The 22,436-nt window shown below is 28.2% G+C and carries 21 protein-coding genes and 2 pseudogenes; 10 read left to right on the top strand and 13 right to left on the bottom strand.

Features of this window, described 5'->3' with window-relative positions:
* Positions 1 to 291: 291 nt before the first annotated feature.
* The 4 genes and pseudogenes from AC4KN9_RS06760 to AC4KN9_RS06745 form a co-directional block, all read left to right on the top strand.
* Entirely contained in the window at positions 292 to 465 is a 174-nt protein-coding gene (locus AC4KN9_RS06760; protein WP_491017824.1) for a hypothetical protein, read from the top strand.
* Positions 466 to 537: 72 nt separating this feature from the next.
* Positions 538 to 1,002, top strand: coding sequence for a YiiX/YebB-like N1pC/P60 family cysteine hydrolase (locus tag AC4KN9_RS06755; RefSeq protein WP_491017823.1), 465 nt, complete (start codon positions 538 to 540; stop codon positions 1,000 to 1,002).
* Complete coding sequence (locus AC4KN9_RS06750) at positions 1,002 to 2,006, top strand: hypothetical protein (RefSeq protein WP_491017822.1); 1,005 nt, start codon at positions 1,002 to 1,004, stop codon at positions 2,004 to 2,006. The genes AC4KN9_RS06755 and AC4KN9_RS06750 overlap by 1 nt, the downstream gene beginning before the upstream one ends.
* 328 nt (positions 2,007 to 2,334) lie before the next feature.
* Positions 2,335 to 3,235 (top strand): annotated as a pseudogene (locus AC4KN9_RS06745) (transposase); the annotation flags it as partial.
* Between the two features lie 116 nt (positions 3,236 to 3,351).
* On the opposite strand, the gene AC4KN9_RS06740 reads toward AC4KN9_RS06745, so the two are convergent.
* The 10 genes and pseudogenes from AC4KN9_RS06740 to AC4KN9_RS06695 all read right to left on the bottom strand — a co-directional run bounded on the left by AC4KN9_RS06740 (position 3,352) and on the right by AC4KN9_RS06695 (position 12,426).
* Positions 3,352 to 3,645 carry a hypothetical protein gene (locus AC4KN9_RS06740; RefSeq protein ID WP_491017821.1) on the bottom strand — a complete coding sequence of 98 codons (294 nt, stop codon included), beginning with the start codon at positions 3,643 to 3,645 and terminating at the stop codon, positions 3,352 to 3,354.
* A gap of 25 nt (positions 3,646 to 3,670) precedes the next feature.
* Positions 3,671 to 4,264: an AbaSI family restriction endonuclease gene (locus tag AC4KN9_RS06735; protein ID WP_491017820.1), complete on the bottom strand. Its 594-nt coding sequence runs from the start codon at positions 4,262 to 4,264 to the stop codon at positions 3,671 to 3,673.
* Positions 4,265 to 4,662: 398 nt separating this feature from the next.
* The gene (locus AC4KN9_RS06730; RefSeq protein WP_491017819.1) at positions 4,663 to 6,744 is read right to left on the bottom strand and encodes an ATP-binding protein; all 2,082 of its coding nucleotides are present in this window, start codon (positions 6,742 to 6,744) and stop codon (positions 4,663 to 4,665) included.
* A gap of 15 nt (positions 6,745 to 6,759) precedes the next feature.
* Entirely contained in the window at positions 6,760 to 8,010 is a 1,251-nt protein-coding gene (locus AC4KN9_RS06725) for a DNA methyltransferase (protein WP_491017818.1), read from the bottom strand.
* Positions 8,011 to 8,018: 8 nt separating this feature from the next.
* Positions 8,019 to 8,975 carry a HaeIII family restriction endonuclease gene (locus AC4KN9_RS06720; protein WP_491017817.1) on the bottom strand — a complete coding sequence of 319 codons (957 nt, stop codon included), beginning with the start codon at positions 8,973 to 8,975 and terminating at the stop codon, positions 8,019 to 8,021.
* A 9-nt stretch (positions 8,976 to 8,984) separates the two neighbouring features.
* Complete coding sequence (locus AC4KN9_RS06715; RefSeq protein WP_491017816.1) at positions 8,985 to 10,007, bottom strand: DNA cytosine methyltransferase; 1,023 nt, start codon at positions 10,005 to 10,007, stop codon at positions 8,985 to 8,987.
* On the bottom strand, positions 9,994 to 10,230 hold the full coding sequence (locus tag AC4KN9_RS06710) for a helix-turn-helix domain-containing protein (protein WP_491017815.1): 237 nt from the start codon (positions 10,228 to 10,230) through the stop codon (positions 9,994 to 9,996). The genes AC4KN9_RS06715 and AC4KN9_RS06710 overlap by 14 nt, the downstream gene beginning before the upstream one ends.
* Positions 10,231 to 10,337: 107 nt before the next feature.
* Positions 10,338 to 10,613: a MobC domain-containing protein gene (locus tag AC4KN9_RS06705; protein WP_491017961.1), complete on the bottom strand. Its 276-nt coding sequence runs from the start codon at positions 10,611 to 10,613 to the stop codon at positions 10,338 to 10,340.
* Between the two features lie 621 nt (positions 10,614 to 11,234).
* Positions 11,235 to 12,098: pseudogene (locus AC4KN9_RS06700) on the bottom strand (VapE domain-containing protein).
* A gap of 175 nt (positions 12,099 to 12,273) precedes the next feature.
* Positions 12,274 to 12,426 carry a DNA-binding protein gene (locus AC4KN9_RS06695; protein ID WP_491017814.1) on the bottom strand — a complete coding sequence of 51 codons (153 nt, stop codon included), beginning with the start codon at positions 12,424 to 12,426 and terminating at the stop codon, positions 12,274 to 12,276.
* 261 nt (positions 12,427 to 12,687) lie between these two features.
* On the opposite strand from AC4KN9_RS06695, the gene AC4KN9_RS06690 reads away from it, so the two are divergent.
* Both AC4KN9_RS06690 and AC4KN9_RS06685 read left to right on the top strand, forming a co-directional pair.
* A complete protein-coding gene (locus AC4KN9_RS06690; protein ID WP_491017813.1) occupies positions 12,688 to 13,128 on the top strand; it encodes a helix-turn-helix domain-containing protein in 441 nt (146 codons plus the stop codon).
* 38 nt (positions 13,129 to 13,166) lie between these two features.
* A complete protein-coding gene (locus AC4KN9_RS06685) occupies positions 13,167 to 14,354 on the top strand; it encodes a hypothetical protein (protein WP_491017812.1) in 1,188 nt (395 codons plus the stop codon).
* A gap of 287 nt (positions 14,355 to 14,641) precedes the next feature.
* On the opposite strand, the gene AC4KN9_RS06680 is transcribed toward AC4KN9_RS06685, so the two are convergent.
* Positions 14,642 to 15,373, bottom strand: coding sequence for a YebC/PmpR family DNA-binding transcriptional regulator (locus tag AC4KN9_RS06680; RefSeq protein WP_491017811.1), 732 nt, complete (start codon positions 15,371 to 15,373; stop codon positions 14,642 to 14,644).
* Positions 15,374 to 15,590: 217 nt separating this feature from the next.
* Between AC4KN9_RS06680 and AC4KN9_RS06675 the strand changes: the two genes are divergently transcribed.
* The 3 genes from AC4KN9_RS06675 (at position 15,591) to AC4KN9_RS06665 (ending at position 18,755) form a co-directional block, all read left to right on the top strand.
* Positions 15,591 to 16,571: a tRNA dihydrouridine synthase gene (locus tag AC4KN9_RS06675; protein ID WP_491017810.1), complete on the top strand. Its 981-nt coding sequence runs from the start codon at positions 15,591 to 15,593 to the stop codon at positions 16,569 to 16,571.
* 274 nt (positions 16,572 to 16,845) lie between these two features.
* On the top strand, positions 16,846 to 17,925 hold the full coding sequence (locus AC4KN9_RS06670) for a hypothetical protein (RefSeq protein ID WP_491017809.1): 1,080 nt from the start codon (positions 16,846 to 16,848) through the stop codon (positions 17,923 to 17,925).
* 101 nt (positions 17,926 to 18,026) lie between these two features.
* Positions 18,027 to 18,755 (top strand): alpha/beta hydrolase family protein, encoded by a 729-nt coding sequence (locus tag AC4KN9_RS06665; RefSeq protein ID WP_491017808.1) that lies wholly within the window; start codon positions 18,027 to 18,029, stop codon positions 18,753 to 18,755.
* A 31-nt stretch (positions 18,756 to 18,786) separates the two neighbouring features.
* On the opposite strand, the gene nox is transcribed toward AC4KN9_RS06665, so the two are convergent.
* Together nox and AC4KN9_RS06655 are read right to left on the bottom strand one after the other, a co-directional pair.
* Entirely contained in the window at positions 18,787 to 20,124 is a 1,338-nt protein-coding gene (nox, locus tag AC4KN9_RS06660) for a H2O-forming NADH oxidase (RefSeq protein WP_491017807.1), read from the bottom strand.
* A gap of 263 nt (positions 20,125 to 20,387) precedes the next feature.
* The gene (locus tag AC4KN9_RS06655) at positions 20,388 to 20,903 is read right to left on the bottom strand and encodes a folate family ECF transporter S component (protein WP_491017806.1); all 516 of its coding nucleotides are present in this window, start codon (positions 20,901 to 20,903) and stop codon (positions 20,388 to 20,390) included.
* 168 nt (positions 20,904 to 21,071) lie between these two features.
* Here AC4KN9_RS06655 and AC4KN9_RS06650 point away from each other — a divergent pair, with 168 nt between their 5' ends.
* Positions 21,072 to 22,361 carry a bifunctional folylpolyglutamate synthase/dihydrofolate synthase gene (locus AC4KN9_RS06650; protein ID WP_491017805.1) on the top strand — a complete coding sequence of 430 codons (1,290 nt, stop codon included), beginning with the start codon at positions 21,072 to 21,074 and terminating at the stop codon, positions 22,359 to 22,361.
* Positions 22,362 to 22,436 lie beyond the last annotated feature (75 nt).

Below are 22,436 nucleotides of genomic sequence, written 5' to 3'. Positions count from 1 at the left end.
TTTATTTACTAAGTTATGTAAAATATATTCATTAAAATATAGTGTTATATTCTTTATTTTTATCCACCAACACTATTTATTGTAAATCCGAGAAATTAAGATGTTCCTTTTTTATTTATTAATATTATGTAATATATATTATAAAATTAATATTTTTATTAAATATTGAAATTCTACCATTTTGTTAAATTTATGCAAAAATAAGAACTATAATTAGTTTGATTTTAATTTAACCATGTGCTAAAATATTTTTGACATTAATGTTAAAAATATAATAAACAGGAAAAGAATATGAAAAGATATGTAAAAAATATTAGTATGGTTTTAATTGCTCTTATATTGTTCTCCGTGGGAAGTGTTAATGCCCAAAGTAATAATTATGATTATTATGGTACAATTGAGGCAACAAAGAGGTATTTTGATTCCAAGAATGTAACAAGTTATGAAGAACTTAGTGAAAAATAAAAAGAAGAATTATACAATATAATTGATGCGTTAAAGCCAGTAGAATCCTTAAAACGTTCTGGTGGCACAACAATGCCGTCTGGTAAGAGAAATGATAAAATTCCATCGAAAGGAAATTATTATGGAGAAATTTTTATTACAATGGATAACTCTACTATTGGGTTTCGTCATGGGCATGCGGGTATCGGTGCAGATGGTCCTGGAGAGGTTATTGAGGCAAATCCAGGAGATGGTGTAAAATTATATAAAAATAGAATTGCAGATTATTGGATAAAATGTAATACTGGCGGAATCATGAGAGTAAGAGGTGCTTCTGCGAAAAAATATAGGACAGCATATAATTATGCTAAAAGTAAGATTGGTTTTAAATACTCAATAATCTCTAGAAATGATACATTTTATTGCAGTGAATTAGTTTACTATGCATGGAAAAGTGCAGGTTATAATATAGCATCAGGAAAGTGGGGATATCATTATTCACCATATGATATTATGTCTGATGACGATACATATTATTTATATAAATGGAGAATATAATGAAAATCAAAAAATATATTTTTGCTTTATTATCATTTTGCTTATGTTTATCTGCATGCACAAATAAACATATTACTTCGGGAAATATTAATAAAAATGCTAAATATATAACTTTATCTCCACATAATTCTCAATTTGATATAAAAGCAATTATTAGCTTATATAGTGAGGATGGTAAATTTTTAGAAAGTCATAAGTTTAATAATGTGAATTTAGACAGAGCTACGCCATTTAATGATCATATTTATTACCATGGTCCTAGGGGAGTAATAAAAGTTGATAGAAATAAAAATACAATTAAAAAGATTTTAAATTCTTCTTCAGATATTATTGATGAGGAAGATGGAATTTTATATTACAATGAAAATGATGGATTTGTTGAATTTCCTAAATCAGAATACAAAGTAAAAATTTGTAAATTTGGAGAAAATAATTGTATAAGTTTTAATGAGATAGTACACGGATTTAAAGTATTAAAAAATAATTTATATGTTATTTTAGATACACCACAGCTAGGAAGAGAAATTTGGACATTGAGAGTTTATGACTTTAACACAAAAAAGATATTAAACGAATATAATGTGCCAAAAGGTACTGATTTGCAGAAAGCAGATAATAAAATTTATGTAATAGAATCGGGAAAGCTAGCTTATGAATATGGTAATAAAGAAAATATTCTACTTACTAAATATGAAAATAAGGAAGATATTTTATCAAAAGAGGATTATATTAACAATATATTTTTAAATAAAAATGGTAAGCTACTTGTAGAAAAATATAATTTCGAAACGGGAACTTCTATTTTTTCACTTTATAATTTTACAGATAAAAAAGAAGTTGTAAAAATCAGTGATGGAGTTGGTATGTATTATACATCATATTCCGATGTTATTATATCAATGGATACAGCGAATAATAAATTTACTGACTTAAGTAATAATAAAACAATCGATTTAAAACAATTCTATAACTATAAGACTTTTAATGCGCTTCCTTTAAAATAATGTAAATTCTAGTTCAAAAAGTGGGTAATAGACGATGATAAAAGCGAAAATCAAGATTATCCTCGTTCAAATGTTTAAATTACTACGATGATAAATACAAAAATTGGAATTATCCTCGTAAATTTTTTAGAAACAGTTAAACTTCTATTCCCACACTAGTAAAATTAATTATCAAAAGTAGTTTTTGAGAATAAAGTAAAAAAAGACCAGTTCCCATATTTTTGGTTCTACAATAAATAGTGTTGGTGGATAAATTTCATCAACGCTATCTTTAATTTAAAATAAAAAAAGACAAATTGCTCAATTTATCTTAGAATTAGATTAACCAAAAACATACTCTTGCCCTAAATGTGGTAATTGTGATGATAGTAAAATAATTAAACATGGTACCAAAAATTCAATCGTTAGAATTCTTCCTATAAATGGTCAAACTGCCGCCATTGATCTTAAAAAACAGAGATTTCTTTGTAAAGAATGTAAATCTACTTTCATCGCTGAAACTAATCTAATAAGTAAATTTAAATCAATTTTAAATAGACTTAAAACGAAAATTTTAAGAGATATTTCTCTAGATTTACAGAAAAAGCTAGAGCTATGGTTGAGACTGTATGTATTGATATATACACGCCTTACATGAGTTTGATAACAGATATGTTTCCTAATGCAAAGATAATTCTTGATAGATTCCATATTGTAAATTTAATATCTAAAGCCTTAAATAAGACTAGAATAGCTACTATGAAGAATTTTAACACTTCAACTATGGAATATAAACGACTTAAAAAATATTGGAAATTAATTCTTAAAGATTCTCCTACATTACGATTTTCACATTTTTACAAATACACACATTTTAGGGAACTTAAGTCTCAAGAAACAATGGTTGAAGATTGTATAAAATGTGATCAAGAGCTTAAAGACACTTATGATGCATATCAAATAATTCTAGGCGACATTAGAACTAAAAATTTTGAAGATTTACAATCACATCTAGTAATGCTAAAAGATAATGTATCAGAGGTTATGAAGACAGCATTTGAAACACTAATTGAACATATAGAATATGTCAACAACGCATTAAAATATACTTATTAAATGGTTATACTGAAGGAGTAAATAACTATATCAAAACTATAAAAAAAGTTGCTTTTGGATATAAGTCATTCTTTCACTTTAGAAATAGAATATTAATTTCTTTCAAATTAAAACAACAATTTAATACAATTTAAAATAACAATGGAGCTAGATTCTACTCTAACTCCAATAAAATGTTATTCTAATTCTTTACCAACACTATTTGACAAAGAACCAAGATTTTTAGATCTTAAAGTCATGTGCTTTGTTTTTAAGTTGCTCTATGATTTAAAGAAATGCATTTTGCTTCTCTTACCCAGACTCTCCTTTGTATTTCTCTTGTCTTTTCTGAATCCAATACATATATACCCTTAAATACATATGCCTTTTCTCCAGATTCCGTTTTATAATATGGGAAAACGATTCTTTTCTGATCTACCTCTGGCTTTTGTAAGACTGCCTCAACAAACTCATTATTGTTTTTATTTGCTGATTCGTAGATTGTGTTTCCGTCAAGAGATATTTCATTATTATAAGGTACTCTTTGAATTACATCCTCTAACATGAGCTTCGGACACCAAATCCATATATTAGATTCCTTTCGACTTTTCGAAGTAACACCCCTGCATACCACGATATCCCTTGTCAAATAACTCCGACACTTCTTGGATTGTCCTCAATGCAATTTTGCCATCGAATATATCTTTACCTTCAGCTTTTACTTGATCTGCAGTTTTGATGATATCTTCCCACTCTAATGGTTTATTGCGTTTATTGATTCGTTCTTTAATAAGTTCAACAACTTTATCAATTTGTGCGTTTAGTGATTCAAGCGTTTGACTGGACTCAGCATTTATTCTTAATTCCTCTGGTTCAAATTCAACCACGTTTTCTAAACTACGCATCTTCTTAAGAATGTCTGCAGTACGTTCTTTATCCAATTCTTCTTGCGACTTATGGTGATCTTCGTCAATCTCAACCGATAAATTTAGTTGCGGAAAGTACAAATCTGCTAAGGCTATTTTGTTTTCTTTACGCCTGAACATTTGTTGTGTTACGAATTTTAAATCTGGATTGTCAATTTTATTATAGATTCGTTCTATGCAGTAATTTTCGCTCTTCTTATTCCAAGTTCTTCGAAACTGGTGAAGAATATAATCCTTTCTATTTGTAATTTTGCTCATTATTTTTTCTCCATATCCTTATCTCTTCAAATTCATATTTGTCACTCGTTATTTATACAAAAGACTCCCACCAAAATGATGAAAGACTTTCTAAACTATTTACCTAAATTCAACAACTCCCTTTCAGACCTGCTTTTTCTTACTTTTAGTATCAAAACAGTATCATCTAGAGAATTTCGCTACAATAAAACCGCTAAAATCTTGTATTTTCTACAGTTTTATAACAGTAACATATTTGCTACTTTCATTCCCATTCTTCTTTTTCAAACGTACGATATATCTCAAACCATTCAAAATACTAGATTCTAATTTTTCTAATATCACTAAATCCACCTAATTATAAGACGTTTTCAAGTTTTTAGTCCCGTCCCAGTCCCAGTACCGGAAAATTTCTTTGTTTATTTTGACGAAACAAATAAAAGATAAGAATATAATAAATTAAAGATAGGTTGATCCTCCATATAGAAACCATCATTTACTATACGTGTTAAACCATGAGTAGAAAAGTTATATTTATCTGCAAACTTACCACTTATTAAATCTTGTTTATTTAAATCATATATACTTTTAAGAGCTTTTTTATCTCTATCATCGATAATCTTATTAAATAAATTATTTTTTATTATTTTCTCTGAGAATACTTTTTTAATATTTTCTTTTAAATATTCGCTTTTATCTTCTTTCAAAACATCTAAAATATCACAGCTAATAATTTCTAGGAGAGTTCTTATTGAAGCAACTCTTAGTAACTTATAGCTATTATTAATATAAGAACTATTAAATTGATTTATAAAACTTGATAAATCATCATCTATAATAGAAGTATCGTCTATTGAGATTATTGAGTGAATAAACCCTGCTTTAAGAGCCTTAACTTCAACCTTTGTGTTATTAACACATAAAATTGATTGATTAAAATTAAAATTCTTACCCGATATTTTATCAACAAAGGTAATATTAAATTTAATTTCTGATGGACTCATAACGATTAGTTTTTCATTAGTCCTATCATATGAAATACTTTTTTTAGGTTGAATATCTATATTAGTTTTTATTCTTTTTGTGCCTTTACAATCAAAAACTTCTATTATATCATCAATACTATATTCTTTGCCAACTTCTAAAGTGTTGATTAAAAAGCGCATCTTTGCATCTGGATAATCAATAACATCTATGTTCGTCATATCTCCATTTTTATGAAATATTTTCCAACAGCCAAGTTTTTTAGAATCGAATAATTTAACTAATTTATCTTCAAAATATATTTCTTTTATATTGGTATCATCTATTCCCTTATCAGCTAGCGATTCATCTTTCATCATGTTAATTTTTTTTATATTTGGTTTTTTATGTTTCTTCAAATCCTCGATTTCCTTTATTTTAATTTGAGATGAAGAAGAAACAAAATCTAAAAATTCTTTTAATAAAATCTGATTTTTTGACTCTATTATTAGAGTTCTATCAGAATTAAAATCTAAAATTCCTTTATTAAATAAATTGATATTTATAATTCCAGTCTGTTGTCTAATTACATTTTTATTATTTTTAGAAGCATTTATTTCAACATCATACAATTCATTGTTGAAATATACATTGTTAAAATAAATAAGAGGTGAAATCTTTTTTAGGTTTTGATCTTTATAATAACCTGAAACCTTCTTTAGGCTTCCACTATTAAATTTATAATAATCTATTTCGAATTTAATTTCAAAATTATCATCTAGTAAGAATTCATTGTATTTTTTATCTATATCCAAATCATACCATTCATCATTTATAGCAATCCTATAGAAAAAACTAGTATTTGTTTTGTTTGAATTACTATCAAAGTAAGATTTTGCTATTATCTTGTCATTAACTTCAGAATTAGTAATATCCAAACTTATTTTACTTGAATTTTTATAATGTTTATTTATTCTTATTTCAAAAGTATCATCTATAATTGCATACTTTAGCTTGAGAAAATTCGAAGGATTATCTAGCAAATTTTTAAAAATTTGAATAGTTTCTATATCCAGGTTATCTATGACAATTTTAGTGCCATGCTTATTTAAGTCAATACTTTTACTTTCCTTAATATCAATATCTGAATCTTGTATATCTTTTAATTTTTCAATTTCATTCATATCAAGCATAAATTTATAATCTAAACCTTGATTTGAGGTCTCTACCCTAACATGGCTTCCAAATTTAAACACAGAAAAGAAACCCAATCCTTTTTCTCCAGATATTATTCTGCCGTTTTTAATAACTCCATATTCTTTATTGCTATGGCTTACTATAAGTAAATCTTTAATATCGATTAGATTCATCCCACTTCCGTCATCTATAATCTCAATCTTATTATCATATATATTGATTTCGATGAAGCTTGCCATAGCTTCATAGGCATTTTTAATTAATTCTACTATAGCATATGTCGTACTTGGAATTTTTTCAGAAATTTCTTTTATTATTTTCCCAGATACTGATAGTTTCATATTATCCCCCTATTATTACTTAGTGAATATTATAATTGTTTCCTTCTGTATTGTTTTTATTGTTTTCTTATCTTTTAATAAAGGTAATTTTGAAGGAGAGTTTTTATATAATATATTTCTATTGAATTTAGAAATCATCTTCAAACCCAAACTTTCTAATATTTCAATGGTTATATTATCTAAAGGTTGCCTTACTGCATCTACACTCCTATTGCCAACCGTCATTATTAAATAGCCGCTTTTTGCTAAGCATTTCTTCATGCATTTAAGTGATATATAATAATCTTCAAAGAAATTAATTACTTTTGCTTGCTTTTTTAATGAAATCTTGTCTAAGAAATCTTGCAATGATTTTATATCTTTAGTATTAATTATTTTTCTTTTTTTTCCACCAACACTTATCTTATCTATAGTTGTATATTTTTCTAATAACTTCTGACTGCAATATAAGTCTTTTGAGTCAATCCATTTTAAGAATAAAATAGAAGCTTGCCCATATGTTACTGTTGTCGGATTATCACCATACGGTGGGGAAGTGCATATAATGTCAAATTCCCTTTTTAATTTATTATTGATGATACTACTTGAATCACCGTATATTATATTTGAACTAGTTGTATTGCTATAATTTAAATGTTCTGAATTATCGTTAATAATTTTGATAAAATATTCTATACATTTATTTTCTATTAAATCTATTTTTTCCTTTGGATGAGCGTGCAATTTAAACGTGCTAGTCCTATCATTGCTAAATTTAAATATAACTTCAGATAAACAAATCCAAAAAAATTTTCTTATATCTTGACTTTTCTCTAATAATATACAATGCCTTATTTGACTCAAAGATTTTATTATATCATCTCTAAACCATTTTTTAATATTATAAAAATCATATATTGGAAAATTTAATTCCTTCTCTAAATTACTTTTAATTGTCGAAATTGCATTATAAACACCTGCTTTGTCATATTTATTAGTTTTTACAAACGACAATAATGTAGCGTATGGATTTATATCAATCCCTACAGAATTAATTCCTAATTCTTGTGCGATAACTAAAGTTGTTCCATATCCACAAAAAGGATTTAACAAAGTAATATTTTTATTATTTAAATGCTTGCTTATAACACTTAATAGCTGATATTGCATATCTGGGACCATTGTAGCAGGGTATTTGCCAATATTGTGTATGCCTGACTTAGTTGTCCCTTTAAAATCCCAATAATTATCAGGATATCTGTTTAATTCTTCGGCTATTTTATTCATAAAACTCTCTACTTCCATTTACAATCTATAGAAATAATAGTAGTAGGCATGCCTATTATTTGTATATCAAACTTCAAACTTGTTTCTACTTTAGTTGCTGCATTGTGTATTCTAAAGCTAAATTGCCAACCCCTATCAAGGTATAGTTCCAAAGTATTTTTGCTTCCTGGTCTAAATTCAAAACTAACAATCCTCGTAGGTAACGAAGCTATTGGTAGCTTGACACTTCTTTTTCTTACATTACCTTCTTTATTCAGAGTACCTCTCAGGTTATAGCTTTGAACTTGTGTCATTTGTTTACTGTCAATACCGATTACTTTATAAAAATCAAACTCTCCTAGCAGATATTCAACCATTAATTTTGGAATATCTTTACCATAAACATTATTTTGTCTATCGATTTCATTCTTAAAAGCATTTAGAAGAGGTAAGTAAACATCGTCTTCTTTACTAGGGAGATTTCTCCATTTTGATTCTTTTGCCTTTTCATTCTCTAGGTAATCAAAAATAGGTTTTATATCTTCCCAATATTTATCAGAACATTTTATTCCGTACCATTTTTCTCCAAAGTCTAGTCCTTTAGATAATCTACTATGCTTAACTGCAAAATGATTATGCTTTACACTTAGACCAATCTCCCATTCTATGCCTTTTCTAATGATTAAAACGTCCCTTACATCTCCATCTTTGCCCTTATGATCAGTCTGAATTTTTAATTCTAACTCATCATCTCCATCATCTAAAATTAAAGGCTCTAATTCTAAAATAGCATTAGTTCCTGCCAAAGCACTTACCTTATACATATCTTTTTCAGATTCTTCTAAAGTATTCCACGCCTTCTCAGCAGCTTTGTAGCTTGAGTTTTTTTCAATTTTTGAGACCCTATATTTTGATATTTCTTCATGTAGAGTATTTAAATATGCAAATTCATAAGCTCTACCTTGGTTATTACTTTTGTTACTCACAACACACCTCTAAATCATTTGTAATTGTTTAGGATAAGAAAATATACTAGGTTTATTAAGTGCTAAGTCAATGGCTTTAGCCATTTCATAGGCAAGATTTACTGGAACAGCATTTCCTATCATCTTATATGCATCATTTAGATTTGTATAATAGAATTTAAAATCATCTGGAAATCCTTGTATCCTTGCACATTCTCTAACAGATAATCTTCTATATAACTCTTCCTTACCTGGTTCAAATATTTGCTTATTCTTATCTTTTTTAATCATTTTAGGAGCTTGAGGATGCAATTGGCATTGTCTACCAGAAGCCTGAACAGTAAATGCTTGCTCATCCCAATCACGCACTCTATTCCTACTCATAAATATTGGCGAGTATGCCCCTATAAAATATTCGTGATTTGAAAAATTGCAATTATCACCATTAGTTTTATTCTTTTCTAAAGCTGGGATTGCGCTATCTCTTAAGTCATAAATGGCGTCTCTAAATATCAACTTATAATCGTATGGTTTAGGAGGTAAATCAAAACTAATATTTAAATCTTTTCTAAATCCTACATAAAAGACTCTTTTTCTATCTTGTGGAACACCATAGTCACTTGCATTTAATAAATGGATAAATACGTCATATCCAGCTTCTTCAAACTGTGAAACTATATTTTCTACTGCAAAGTTGTGTCTTTTTGCCATCATTCCTTTTACGTTTTCAGCAAGGAAAAATTTAGGCTTTTTATCTTTTAAAATTCTAATATATTGATAAAATAGTTGTCCTCTAGGATCATTAATTCCTTTAAGTGAGCCTGCTTCACTCCATGATTGACAAGGTGGTCCACCTATTATTCCATCACACTCTGGAAATTCATTTGAAGGTATTTTACATATATCGCCTTTTATCAATTTTGTTTCATGGTTTTTTTCATATGTTTCCCAAATAGTTTTGTCAAATTCATTGGCTGCAACTATCTCATAACCAGCTTTTTGAAATCCTAAATCAAGTCCTCCTGCTCCTGAAAATAAACTAATCAATTTCATCTTTTGTCTCCTTTGTTTCAAACTCTACACATTCCATCACATCTGATATATCACAATCCAGTGTATTACAAATTCCTAAAAGCACATCTGTAGTAACATTTTGTCCATTTTTTATTTTATAAAATGTACTTTTACTTACTTGTGCTTTGTCCATAAGTTCAGTATTTTTCATTTCTAAGTCTATAAATTTTTTAAACAATTTTTTATAACTAAATTTCAGCATGAGGTATTCGAAACAACTCCCTATATTTATCTATATTGTCTTAATTATACCATTAAAACCATTCTTTTAACAGGCTTTTATTCTCTTATTTCGAACTAATTAAATAATTATTTTCTTAATAACCGGGAATGTATATCCCATATCTCTTTTGACAACTTTTCTATTTTTTCTCTCATATAGTCAATATCTTTCTTGTAAATAACACCAGTTGTATTAGTAGCTTTTGCAATCTGGTTTATATTATTTGTTACATTTGAAAGTAGCCATTGTAGATTTCTAAATGGTTCTAAATCTACTACATAAATCTCTTTTTCTAATACACATTTCCTAAGAAAGTGGGACATGGTTTTGCACTTTGCAAGTTTCATTTTCTTTTCAAAAATTTATTTTTCTTCGTCTGTTAAATATATTTTTAGTTGATTTTTTCTTTTTCTATTATCCATATATTTCTCCTTTGCACTTATCTTTTGGGAGCTTAGGGTTCTCCCTAACAAGGTAAAAATTTAAAAATTACATAGCCTTCAAAGTTATTGATTTTTTGATTTTTTCGTAAGTGGGTACTCACTTACTGTGCTTGCTATTAATAACAAGTCTTTAATTTATTTTCTAATAATTTTCCAAATAGGAATTAATAAGTGTAACTGTAACTTATAAAATAAAAACTTCCAAAATTAGGCAAGCTTGTTTTAAGAGTCTGTGTTTACCCCTTATTATCAATCCATTAATTTATGTAATCCTAATTTAAGAAGATTTATAACGGTAGGTTACAGGTTACAAAGTTACATCTGTATTTTCACTTGATTTACTGTATCTATTTCTAATTGATTTTCTTTTTGCCATTCTTCTGGCAACAAATTCTTATCAACTTCTATAAAGTCAGTTTCGTTTTCTGTTTTCTTTTCATAATATAGTTTTACTGGGATTGAAACTCCACTTGGTGATATTCTTTGGGTCTTTGATGACCTGACTGGAATCTATTCTTGAAAATAATTATCCATAATCTCTTAAAAAGACTTTGATTTTATTTGGTAGCCTTGCATGGTTAGTTCTTTGAAACAAGTTATATTAGGATTTGCACTTTTTGGCTTATATTCTTCTAAGAAATACCTAATATCTTCAACATCTGGATTTAGATATTTAAACTTTTCTTGCTCCTTATGCAAGTCTTTTAAAAGATTTTTTGGTATAGTCCATGCATGAGTCTTGTTTTTAAAGATTTCATATCCCAAGGCTAGAGCCTGATTAAAATCTTCTCTTATGCGTGACATATATTCTTTATCCGAAAGTTTTTCATTGTTATTTTTATCTGGATATATAGACCTTATTCTTTGATTCGGGTTACATTCAACAGGCAAATATCTTCTTTCTCCAGTATGGTCATTAAGAAAAGTTCTTTCATTTAATGTCCCTATGAAGATACAAGTTCTAGGCACATCTGTGGCATATTTTTCGTAGGGTATTCTTATCCTATCACTTAATTTTGATAAAAAAGATTTAGCTTCATTAGCCGATTTTGTATTTCTTAAAGCAACAAATTCTTCGATTTCAACGACAGTTTTACCCATAAGGTTCATGACAGCAGCCTTACCTTGAATGTTTTCTATTGTACAAAACCAATCATCTGTTATGTACAAGTATCTTGCAAAAGTCGATTTGCCTATACCTTGTCCCCCAACTAAAACAATCATCTCATCAAACTTAGATCATGGATTGAAAATTCTTTTTATCATGCCCAATATCATGTGTTCCATTATCCAATTATTAAGCTCTGTATCATCTGCTCCCAAATACCTTGGCAAAAGTTTTCTAATGGCATTTTTATCTCCATTCCATTTTAAATTTTGAAGATATTGCTTTGGCGGACTCACTTCATATTGATGAGCCACAAAACGAATAGCTTCCCACATTTTATTGGCGTTATAATTAATTCCAAAATGTTTTTCTATCTCTAAGCCTAGTCTATTATTTAAGGAATCATCCCAAAGTCGTATTTGATTTTCCTTTATATTTCTTTCTCCAATAATTTTCCTCTGGAATTTTATTTCAAAAGTATTCTCTATTTACCTTTCCTCTTTGTACACGATAGCCCAATTTAAGTAGGTCTTGATTCATATCGTTTATTATCTGATATGCTGTTGTCCTACTTACATCAAGAAATTCTTGAACATCTTTTGCATTCATAAAAATACCTTTCATAATGTCCTCCTTTTATAGTTTGTAAGGTTCTACATCCTCAAAAAAGGCGAGCATTAATTTATATGTCTTACAATTTCCGTTCAACATTGAACTGTATGTGTATATAATAACAGTTCATATTTGTTCTGCCAAGCTTTTTCTATATATTTTTTCTAAAATATTCAGATACTTGCAGATATTTATAACAGAACAGTTTTGTTGAGCTTTTGTTTATTTTGTGATAAAATATTTATAGTTATTGTGAAATAAGGAGGAGTTAGTTTGATTTCTGGAGAAAAATTAAAAAAGTTAAGACTTATGAGAAACTTAACTCAAAAAGAACTTGCCATTAAGTCTGGTTTGACAGATGCTGCTATAAGAAATTACGAACTTGGAAATAGATCCCCAAGTAAAGAACAGTTACAAAAAATATCTGAAGCACTTGATTGTGATATATCAGCATTAATTAATCATGAACCTAATTCTATTTTTGAAATAATGCATATAATTTTTGATTATGAAAAAGACATGAAACTTAGACCCTTAGCAGACGATGGAGAAATTACAGGGCTCTTATCAAATGATGTAGACTTCAATAATTTTCTAATAGAATGGAATGAAATGAGGAAGAAACATTACAACGATGAAATAACAGACGAAGAATTCGAAGATTGGAAGTTGTCTTACCCTAAAAAATCAAGATTTTTAAAGAAAACTAGATAAAATGAGCAAATTAGAATTTAAGAGAGGGAGGACAAGTCATGAAAGAAATAACCAAATTTCTTTTGTTATCTTTATTATTAATATTTCCACCACTAATAAAAGGTGTGATTGCTTTGATTTCGAACGGATTTAATTTTTCTGCATTAACCCTCAAAATTATATCCTTAAATTTTTTCCAAACAATTATGGAAAACTTAAATTTTTACGCAACTTGTTTTAGTTTGATATGGGCAATAGAGTCATATTTTAAACAACAAAAAGATAGAGAGGAATCAATAGCCAGAGATAATAAAAAATTTCAAGATGAAAATAGAGAGATAAAACTAAAAGAATTGGAAAAATACAAAGATAGCTTTCGCCCAAATTTTGTGTTGAGTCAAGATGGTAAAAAACTAACCTTAATAATGAAAAATAATGACTACTATTTAGAAAATGTTTACTATTATAAATCAGGCAATGATAAAGGGGAACGATACATAAACTTAGCACATAAAATGAATATTGATTTAAACGGAGTTAGCAACAACTATTTTGTGACTGCGGAGACTTTAATTGGCGAAAAGATAATTTTTGGTGTAATTTTAAATAATTTAAAAGTTTACAAATTACTAAAAGAAGGTCGTTCTCCAATTATTCCTAGCGATTTTCATAATATAAATAATAATATAGAAAATAAAATCAATGATAATTGGATTTCTTTCAATGATATTGACATAAATGATGATAGCCATGATTCGAAATTTATAGATATAAATTTTATGTATAAAACAGTTGCTATACGTGAAAAAATGGCATTAAACAGGACAGAACATATGAAAAAAATACTATCAATAAAATCAGTAAAAGATATATTTATTACAGTTCTTGGAAGCATTTCTTCTAACAAAAAAGAATTTAATGATACTATAAGACAAAAAGTGATTAAGGAGCTTCAAGAGATATTAAAAGAAAATTTAGATAACATAACTATTAATCCAAGTAATATAGAACAAAATATTTGGAAATACATTAGTAGTAAAAGCAGCGTTCAAAATAATTTAACTGATGACAAGAGTTATGCAGCATTATATCTTATTGAGCCACATGTTAATATTATGTCTTCCAAAAATATAGAGAATGTTATCAGCGTCTTTATGACATTTATGAAAAATGCAAATTTTTCAGAACAATTGGAACTAAATATAGAAATTTATAAGTATAGGATACTTAAGTGTATTGAAAACTAAATCATTTTATAAGACATCTGTAAGGGTAAGTGTCTTTTTTATGCCCTTTTTGAGAAAAAGAGAGATTTTAGTAACCAATAGAATAATGGGCAAATACTGTACATATGTATAAAGAAACACAAAAAGACCGCAGCTTGAAACTACGGTCTAATTTTTTATCCAAATGTAAACCACCTGGAACTATTATTCAATTTATTCTTTTTTACAAATGTTCCCATTTTAATCCCAGTTACAGTTTTTCATCTTATGTAACTGTTGAATTTGCAAAATTTTTTAGTTTTTTGCTACTATTCCCATTCAATTATTACATTGTGATATATTTTATTAACATCTTCAGCATCATTTAGCATGGACATTAATTTATCAAATGTTTCAATATCCTCTTTCTTTGTTAAAGTAACAAATTCATTAGGTATCATGGCAGTTTCCGATTGAGCAAAATCAACTTCTGGTATAAATTTTTCTATAGAGTCTTGTCCAGCACCAAAATCATCAAACGTCGTTTTTACAGTCATTACACCATCATCAACCTTTACATCCAAAACATCAACGCCATCTTCTAAAAGAACCTCTAGCATTTTATCCTCATTGTCATAATCAAATACGAATAATCCGACAGATTCATAATTATATGAAACGCCACCAGAATTGACCATTTTGCAGCCTTTAGTCTTTGTGAAAGCTGTTCTAACATCCGTCATTGATCTCATTGTATTGTCTGTTAAGCAGTCAACAATAAATGTAGAATTGGCAGGACCAAAGCCTTCATATCTAGCTTCTGTATAATTTTCAACGTCACCACCTTTAGCTTTTTCAATGGCTCTATTTATAACATCTGCTGGAATTTGATTTGATTTAGCCTCTTGAATTTTTCTTTTAAGAGTTAAGTTCATCTCAGGATCAGGCTCACCGCTTTTTGCTGCTATATAAATCTCTTTACCAAATCTTGAATATAATTTTGTCTTAAAAGCAGCTGTTTTAGCCATATCTTTAGCACGAACTTCATGCGCTCTACCCATATTATTACCTCTTTTCTAGTTTTAAATTATCTTAATTATTATAACAAAAAATATTTAGAATGTGAAGAAGTAAAGAGTTGAGACACTCAACAAAGTGTTCTCAATATAAATTGGTATCATTCTTAAAATAAGATTATGGTAATTATAACTTAACATTGAAATTCAATCTTTCTAATGTTAAAATATCCAGGTATATTTAATTATGAAAAGGGGAAAAATGAAAGAGAATTTTTGGAATGAATTACCAAGGCCATTTTTTATACTCGCTCCGATGGATGATGTAACCGATACGGTCTTTAGGCACGTTGTTGCTAAGGCGGCAGCTCCGGATGTTTATTTTACAGAATTTACTAACACTAAAGCGTATAGTCATCCTAAAGGTAGAAAATCATTAACAAGTAGATTGTTTTATAGTCAAGACGAGCAACCTATTGTTGCCCATATTTGGGGAAATGAGCCTGCAAATTTTGCAATAATGGCAAAGGATATGAAAAAGTTGGGATATAAAGGAATTGATATAAATATGGGGTGTCCCGCACAAAATGTTGTAAAAAAAGGAAGAGGCTCAGGACTTATAAAAAGGCCTGAATTAGCAGCAGAAATAATTCAAGCTGCAAAAGAAGGGGGGCTTCCAGTAAGTGTAAAGACTAGATTAGGGTACTATGATGTTGAAGAATATAAGGAATGGATTAGTCATATACTTAGACAGGATATAGTAAATTTATCGATACATTTAAGAACAAAAGTTGAGATGTCAGATTGTGATGCTCATTGGGAATTAATTCCAGAAATAAAAAAACTCAGAGATGAAATTGCTCCAAATACTTTATTGACAATAAATGGTGACATTTTAAATAGAGAAATGGGTCTAGAGTTAATAGAAAAGTATGGGGTAGACGGTATAATGATAGGTAGAGGAGTTTTTAAGGATATTTTTGCATTTGAAAAAGAAAAAAAAGAACATTTTACCAAAGATTATATAGAAATGCTTTATTACCATTTAGATTTTTATGAAAAGATGGTTCAAATTGAACCGAGTTTAAGTAAGTTAATAAATAGACTGTACAAAACATATATTAAGGAATTTAGAGATTCAAGACAGCTTAGAGATAAATTAGTAAGGACTAGAAGTACACAAGAAGCTCGACAAGTATTAAATGACTTTGGTTTTGAACATAAGAATTATATGATTAAGTGAAAATATAAACAAATATTGCAATTAGTAGCGAATTAGAGTATACTTATCAAATAGATTTTGTAAATGGAAACATATTAGAAAGAATGCTGTAAAATTCTAATGTTTGAAAATTTCACTAAAGAAAATCTAATATATAAATGTTTAGAATATTATATTTTGGGCATATATGTATAGTAAAATGTTCACATTCTTAATTTAATTGTGTAGGCTTTGCCTATTTTAATTAAGTTAAAAACAATTTATAATAGAATTATATTTATAAGGAGAGATTATTATGAATAATAGAAATACGAGAAGAGCCAATTGGTTCTCAAAACAATATGAAGGTGAAGATAGAACTAATGTATCATGGGGAGCAATTTTTGCTGGTGCAGTTACATTTGTTTCAGTATTCTTCTTACTAAGTTTAATAGGTGCAGCAATCGGATTTGGAACACTTAACTTCCAAAGTTCAACACCATTTTCAGGAGTGTTTGAAAGTCTAGGAATCTGGACAATAGTTCAAATATTATTATCATTCTTTGCTGGTGGTTTTGTATCAGGTTTAGCATCAAGAAGAGTTGGATTTTTACATGGTTTCTTAACATGGTCACTTTCAACAGCTTTAATAGTATTTACAGTGTTTTCATTAGTAACAGGATTAGTAAATACAACAGCTAGAGTTGCAGGTAGTGCAGCACAAACTGCAGGAAAAGCAGTAGGTGGAGTAGCTTCATCAGCTGGAGATTTAGTAAAAACAGCTACAGATGCAGCAACTAAAGAAATTCAAAAATCACTTACTGGTGTAAATGATGAAAAAGTTAAAGCAGATATTGAAAAGTATCTAAAAGATACTGAAAATGAAAAATTAAAACCAGCTTACCTAAAAGGTCAAGTTGAAGAAGTTACAAATGAATTAGTTGAAACAGCTAAAAATATAGCTTTAAAACCAGAAAATGCTAAAGAAAACATTGATAAATTAGCAAAAAATATTTCTGAAAGAGCTAAAACAATTAGCAACTCAGTATCAAAAGAAGATATCAAAAAGTCAGTATCAAAAAATAGTGACTTATCTCAAGCAGAAGTTGAAAAAATCACAAATAATATTTACGAAGGAATGCAAAAATCACAAGTTGAGCTAGAAAAAGCACTTAAAGATGCATCAGCTCAATTAGAAAAAGTGAGTGCAGAAGCAGAAAAAACATTAAATAAAACAGCAAAAGCAGTAAAAGATACAGCTGATAAAGCAACAAACATTACAACAGCTGCAGCGATTTGGGCATTTGTAGGATTTTTACTAGGTGCAGTAATTTCAATATTTGCTGGTAAACTAGGTGCAGATTTATCACACAATCCAGATGTATTAAATAGCTAAAAATAATTTTCATAAGTGATACAAAATGATAATTCATTTTGTGTCACTTTTTAAATTTTATGGGTATATAAAACAAAACTAAAAAAAAGAAGGATATTTCAATGAAAATATTAGATATAAAAGTAGGCGATATACCACTAAAAGTATTTAGACCAGAAGGCTTTAACGAAGATACAAAAACGATAATACATTATCATGGATGGACATCAAATATTGATAAATTTAATTCGTATGCAAAGTTATTTGTTTCTAAAGGGTATCAAGTGATTTTACCAGAGATTGTTCATCATGGTAATAGGGAAAAAATAGAAGATACATTAGATGAAATGATTTTTTTAAAAGTAGTCGTTCAAACTATCGAAGAATATGATATTATTCACAAATATCTCGTAGAGAATGAGATTATAAATAAGGATAGATTAATTTTAACAGGTCATTCAATGGGTGGATTTATAGTAAATATATTAAGAGGATTGAAATCTAGCTTAGTATCCACAATTTCGTTTAATGGAATTGCAAATATATTTGATTTATCGCCGAAAGATATTGGAGATTTTGAGGGTGAAATTGAAGATGCAAAAATTGTGAATAGAATAATTGAATTAAATCCGGCATCAAATTATCAACGTTATGATGGCAAGAAAATGTATGTGTTAATAGGAGAATTAGATAATACCGTACCGCCTTCAAATATGAATAAATTATTAGATCAAATGGAAAAAGCGAATTTAAAATTGGATAGTATAGAAGTAGATCATTTTCCTGATGCAAATCATGATATGAATATGTCTATGGTGAAATCAGCTTTGAAATATGTAAAAAAACTATAAAAAAGTTGGAGAAATTCTCCAACTTTTTATGTTATTTAGCATTTAATGCAGCTTTTACAATATAGTTATATGGTTGATTAAAGTGAGGTAAGAAGAACATATCAGTCAACGCTAGTTTATCAATAGTTATACCTTCTTGAATTGCTAGTGAGAACATATGGATACCCATAGACATATCATATTCTGAAGCTATTTGAGCCCCAACTATTCTTCTTGATTCTTTTTCATAAACTATTCTAATCTTTACTGAAGGATTTATATCCTCGATAAAGTTAGGTTTTTGTTTATCTTCAAAGTCTGTGTATTTAACATCAATACCTAATTTTTTAGCTTTTTCAACCGTAATACCAGTTGAAACCATTTTTAGTTTATAAATTGAAATACCGTTTGACCCTTGTACGCCGTTTGACACGATATCGCCACCAGCAACATTATGACCACCTACGATACCTGATCTGGCAGCATTTGATGCAAGAGCTATATAGTTTGTGCTTTCAATAGCATTATCATAAACTGTAGCACAGTCACCAACTGCGTAAACATCTTTAATACTTGTTTCTTGTTTTTTATTTACCAAGAATGATCCATTGGCATATAATTCTAATTTACCATTAGCAAGAGCTGTGTTTGGTCTAAAACCAATACATAGGACTACCATATCAGTGTCCCATTCTTTTTTATCTGTAACTATAGAGGTTACTTTACCGTTTTCACCTTTTATTTCTTGAACTAATTGACCATATTCAGAATTAATACCATGTTTTTCAAGATTTTCCTTCATTAATTTGGTGAATGATTCATCATAATATGCTGATAGACAAGTATCTGCCATATCGACAATAGTAACATTTTTGCCATGTCTTTCAAAAGCTTCAACTAGCTCAACACCAATATATCCAGCTCCGACAACTGTTACATTTTTAATTTCAGGATCTTTTAATTTTTCGATAACAGCCTGTGCGTCTTGGAATAATTTTACTTGCTGTACATTTTTTAAATCTTTACCAGGAATATCTGGAGTTATAGGTAGTGAACCTGTTGCTAAAACCAACTTATCATAACTATCTTCGATTTCTTCACCATTTTTAAGTTTCACAAAAACTTTTTTGTTATCAAAGTCGATATCATATACATCAGCTTCCATATGAACCGTAGCACCTTTTTCTTCAAATTCTTCCTTACTTGCATAAAATAGTCCATCTGGTTTTGAAATTTGATGACCAATCCATAAAGCCATTCCACATCCTAAAAAAGATATATTATCGTTTCTATCGTAAATTGTCACTTCATGTTCTGGATAATTTTCTATAATAGTTCTAATTGCGGCGGTACCTGCATGATTAGCACCTACCACTATAATTTTTGACATATTGCCTCCCTTAAAATTATATTATGTTTTTATATTAACACATTTTTATAAGAAAATAAATAAAAACCCTACTAATTTTGTAGGGATTAAATTAAATCTTTGTTTATATCAAATTATAAGCGATATTAGTCGTGTTGAATTTAAGCTTATAAATTAGATGTCTATTAGCATAGAAAAAGAAACTAAAAGAGGATACTACCTATATAAGTAGTATCCAAATTGCTAAATATATTTAATTTTTTATAACAAAACAAATAAAAAATTTATGCTATATACTTTCCAAATCTTGATATTAATATTTTTAATAAAATTATTGAAAGAATTGCCTCTATAATTATTTTTAATAATCTAGCACTAAATAATACAAGATATGGTGTGCCAAATAATTGTGATAACCATAATGTATTTAATAATAAATGTGCTATAAAATAAACAGAAATTACAGATAATATTATTTTTGTATTTGTTTTTTCTCTGTAGTCTGGTCTATATATTACAAAGCAAATTATTGCAGGTAACAATGCGTTTAATACTGATGTGAAAGTAAACCCTAAATGAGGTGTTCCACCTGCATTTATAAGCACTCCAATAAAATCCGAAGTAATACCTGCAAAGATGGCAGCTACTGGACCAAAAAACATTCCAGATAAGATTAATGGAATTGATCCAAAGCCTATTCTTGCCTGAGGTGTAATATAAATTGATAAAAATCTGGTTAAAATTATTGATAAAGCTGATAATATAGCTACTTTCACTAAAGTTTCAACATTTAATTTCATTAGATTTCCCCCTTTCTTAAATTTCAAAGTGGGTTAGCGGTTGCAATAAAGAATCGCAGTTTTCACTTTCGTTTAAGCACGACAACCCATTGCTTAACACTTGACGTTCTTTACCTACTCTGATAGTATTATTTTATTAAAAAAATGACTGAAATACAAGAGGTTTAAATGGCAAGATTTGAGAATTTTAATGAATATATTGACTGGATGTATTCTAGGGGGAAATCAGGGGATATACCTACGCTTGAAAATATAAAGATATTATTAAATAATATAGGGAATCCTCAAGATGATGTGAAAATAATTCACGTAGCAGGGACAAATGGAAAGGGATCGACCTCAAACTTTATTTCAAGCACAATTTCAAAAGTAAAAAAGTGTGGATTATTCGTATCTCCATATATGTTTACAATTACTGACTCTATAAAAATTAATAACAAAGAAATATCAGAATCTAAATTTATTGAATATTTAGAATATATGTTTCCTTATGTAGAAGAGTTAGATAAAAAAGGAAAATCTGTAACATATTTTGAATTGCTTACTGCTTTAATGTTCAAGTATTTTAGTGATGAAAAAGTAGATTATGCAGTGGTTGAAGTAGGGCTAGGAGGAGAATGGGATTCCACAAATGTTATCAAAAAACCTTTAGCATCAGTAATCACTACAATTTCTATGGATCATATTAATGTTTTAGGTAATAATATTGAACAAATAGCTGAAAATAAAGCGGGAATAATCAAACAAAATTGTCCAGTATTTATATATCCACAATTGGAAAAAGTTTTTAGTGTATTTAGTAAAAAAGCAAAATCTATGGAATCAGATATTTATACTTTTACCATAGATGAAGTTGAAATTATTGATCTAAAAGAACGTGAAAATATATTTAATTTTAGAAATTATAAAAATGTAAAATCTAAACTTGTAGGTATACATCAAGTGTATAATGCTTCATTGGCGATAATGGTTTTAGATTTTTTCAAAGAAGAAATAGGCTTAAATAAGCAAAATATTTTAGATGGTATAAACGACTCTATAAATGTTGGTAGACTACAATTTGTAAGTGAAGATCCACGTGTGATTTTTGATGGTAGTCATAATGCAGAGTCGATAGATGTATTAAAAAAGTCATTAGAAGCTTTTAATTATGACAAACTTATTGTTGGATTTAGTGTTTTAAAGGATAAAGATTATAACTATGTTATAAAAGAAATTGCAAGCATGGCAAGTAAAATTGTTGTCACCACTATAGATAATCCCAGTAGAGAATTTAAGTTAGATGAACTCGTAGAAAAAGTTAAAAAAATCACCCCAAATGCTATTGGTATAGAAAATAGAATAGAAGCATATGAATACTCTAAAACTCTTGCTGGTAAAAATGACTTAATATTATGGTGTGGATCCTTATACTTAATAAGAGAACTGTTGGTATATATTAAAAATTCTAATAAATAAATTTAATTATATAAATTTAAGATTTTAATAAAAGGCAAACTATATAAAGAATATATTAAACTAGAAGCTATACTT

It is taken from the genome of Helcococcus sp. SA-HE-C1 (assembly GCF_985670335.1).
The sequence above is the reverse complement of the archived record's forward strand: the minus strand, read 5'-3'. Positions and strand labels throughout refer to the sequence as shown.

Bases quoted from the DNA above. Each gene is read 5' to 3' on its own strand.
- AC4KN9_RS06715 (WP_491017816.1), bottom strand. From the start codon at position 10,007: ATGAAATTGATTAGTTTATTTTCAGGAGCAGGAGGACTTGATTTAGGA.
- AC4KN9_RS06675 (WP_491017810.1), top strand. From the start codon at position 15,591: ATGAAAGAGAATTTTTGGAATGAATTACCAAGGCCATTTTTTATACTC.
- AC4KN9_RS06730 (WP_491017819.1), bottom strand. From the start codon at position 6,744: ATGAAACTATCAGTATCTGGGAAAATAATAAAAGAAATTTCTGAAAAA.
- AC4KN9_RS06725 (WP_491017818.1), bottom strand. From the start codon at position 8,010: ATGAATAAAATAGCCGAAGAATTAAACAGATATCCTGATAATTATTGG.
- AC4KN9_RS06755 (WP_491017823.1), top strand. From the start codon at position 538: ATGCCGTCTGGTAAGAGAAATGATAAAATTCCATCGAAAGGAAATTAT.
- nox (WP_491017807.1), bottom strand. From the start codon at position 20,124: ATGTCAAAAATTATAGTGGTAGGTGCTAATCATGCAGGTACCGCCGCA.
- AC4KN9_RS06670 (WP_491017809.1), top strand. From the start codon at position 16,846: ATGAATAATAGAAATACGAGAAGAGCCAATTGGTTCTCAAAACAATAT.
- AC4KN9_RS06695 (WP_491017814.1), bottom strand. From the start codon at position 12,426: ATGAAAGGTATTTTTATGAATGCAAAAGATGTTCAAGAATTTCTTGAT.
- AC4KN9_RS06665 (WP_491017808.1), top strand. From the start codon at position 18,027: ATGAAAATATTAGATATAAAAGTAGGCGATATACCACTAAAAGTATTT.
- AC4KN9_RS06735 (WP_491017820.1), bottom strand. From the start codon at position 4,264: ATGAGCAAAATTACAAATAGAAAGGATTATATTCTTCACCAGTTTCGA.
- AC4KN9_RS06655 (WP_491017806.1), bottom strand. From the start codon at position 20,903: ATGAAATTAAATGTTGAAACTTTAGTGAAAGTAGCTATATTATCAGCT.
- AC4KN9_RS06685 (WP_491017812.1), top strand. From the start codon at position 13,167: ATGAAAGAAATAACCAAATTTCTTTTGTTATCTTTATTATTAATATTT.
- AC4KN9_RS06650 (WP_491017805.1), top strand. From the start codon at position 21,072: ATGGCAAGATTTGAGAATTTTAATGAATATATTGACTGGATGTATTCT.
- AC4KN9_RS06680 (WP_491017811.1), bottom strand. From the start codon at position 15,373: ATGGGTAGAGCGCATGAAGTTCGTGCTAAAGATATGGCTAAAACAGCT.
- AC4KN9_RS06710 (WP_491017815.1), bottom strand. From the start codon at position 10,230: ATGCTGAAATTTAGTTATAAAAAATTGTTTAAAAAATTTATAGACTTA.
- AC4KN9_RS06750 (WP_491017822.1), top strand. From the start codon at position 1,002: ATGAAAATCAAAAAATATATTTTTGCTTTATTATCATTTTGCTTATGT.
- AC4KN9_RS06760 (WP_491017824.1), top strand. From the start codon at position 292: ATGAAAAGATATGTAAAAAATATTAGTATGGTTTTAATTGCTCTTATA.
- AC4KN9_RS06740 (WP_491017821.1), bottom strand. From the start codon at position 3,645: ATGTTAGAGGATGTAATTCAAAGAGTACCTTATAATAATGAAATATCT.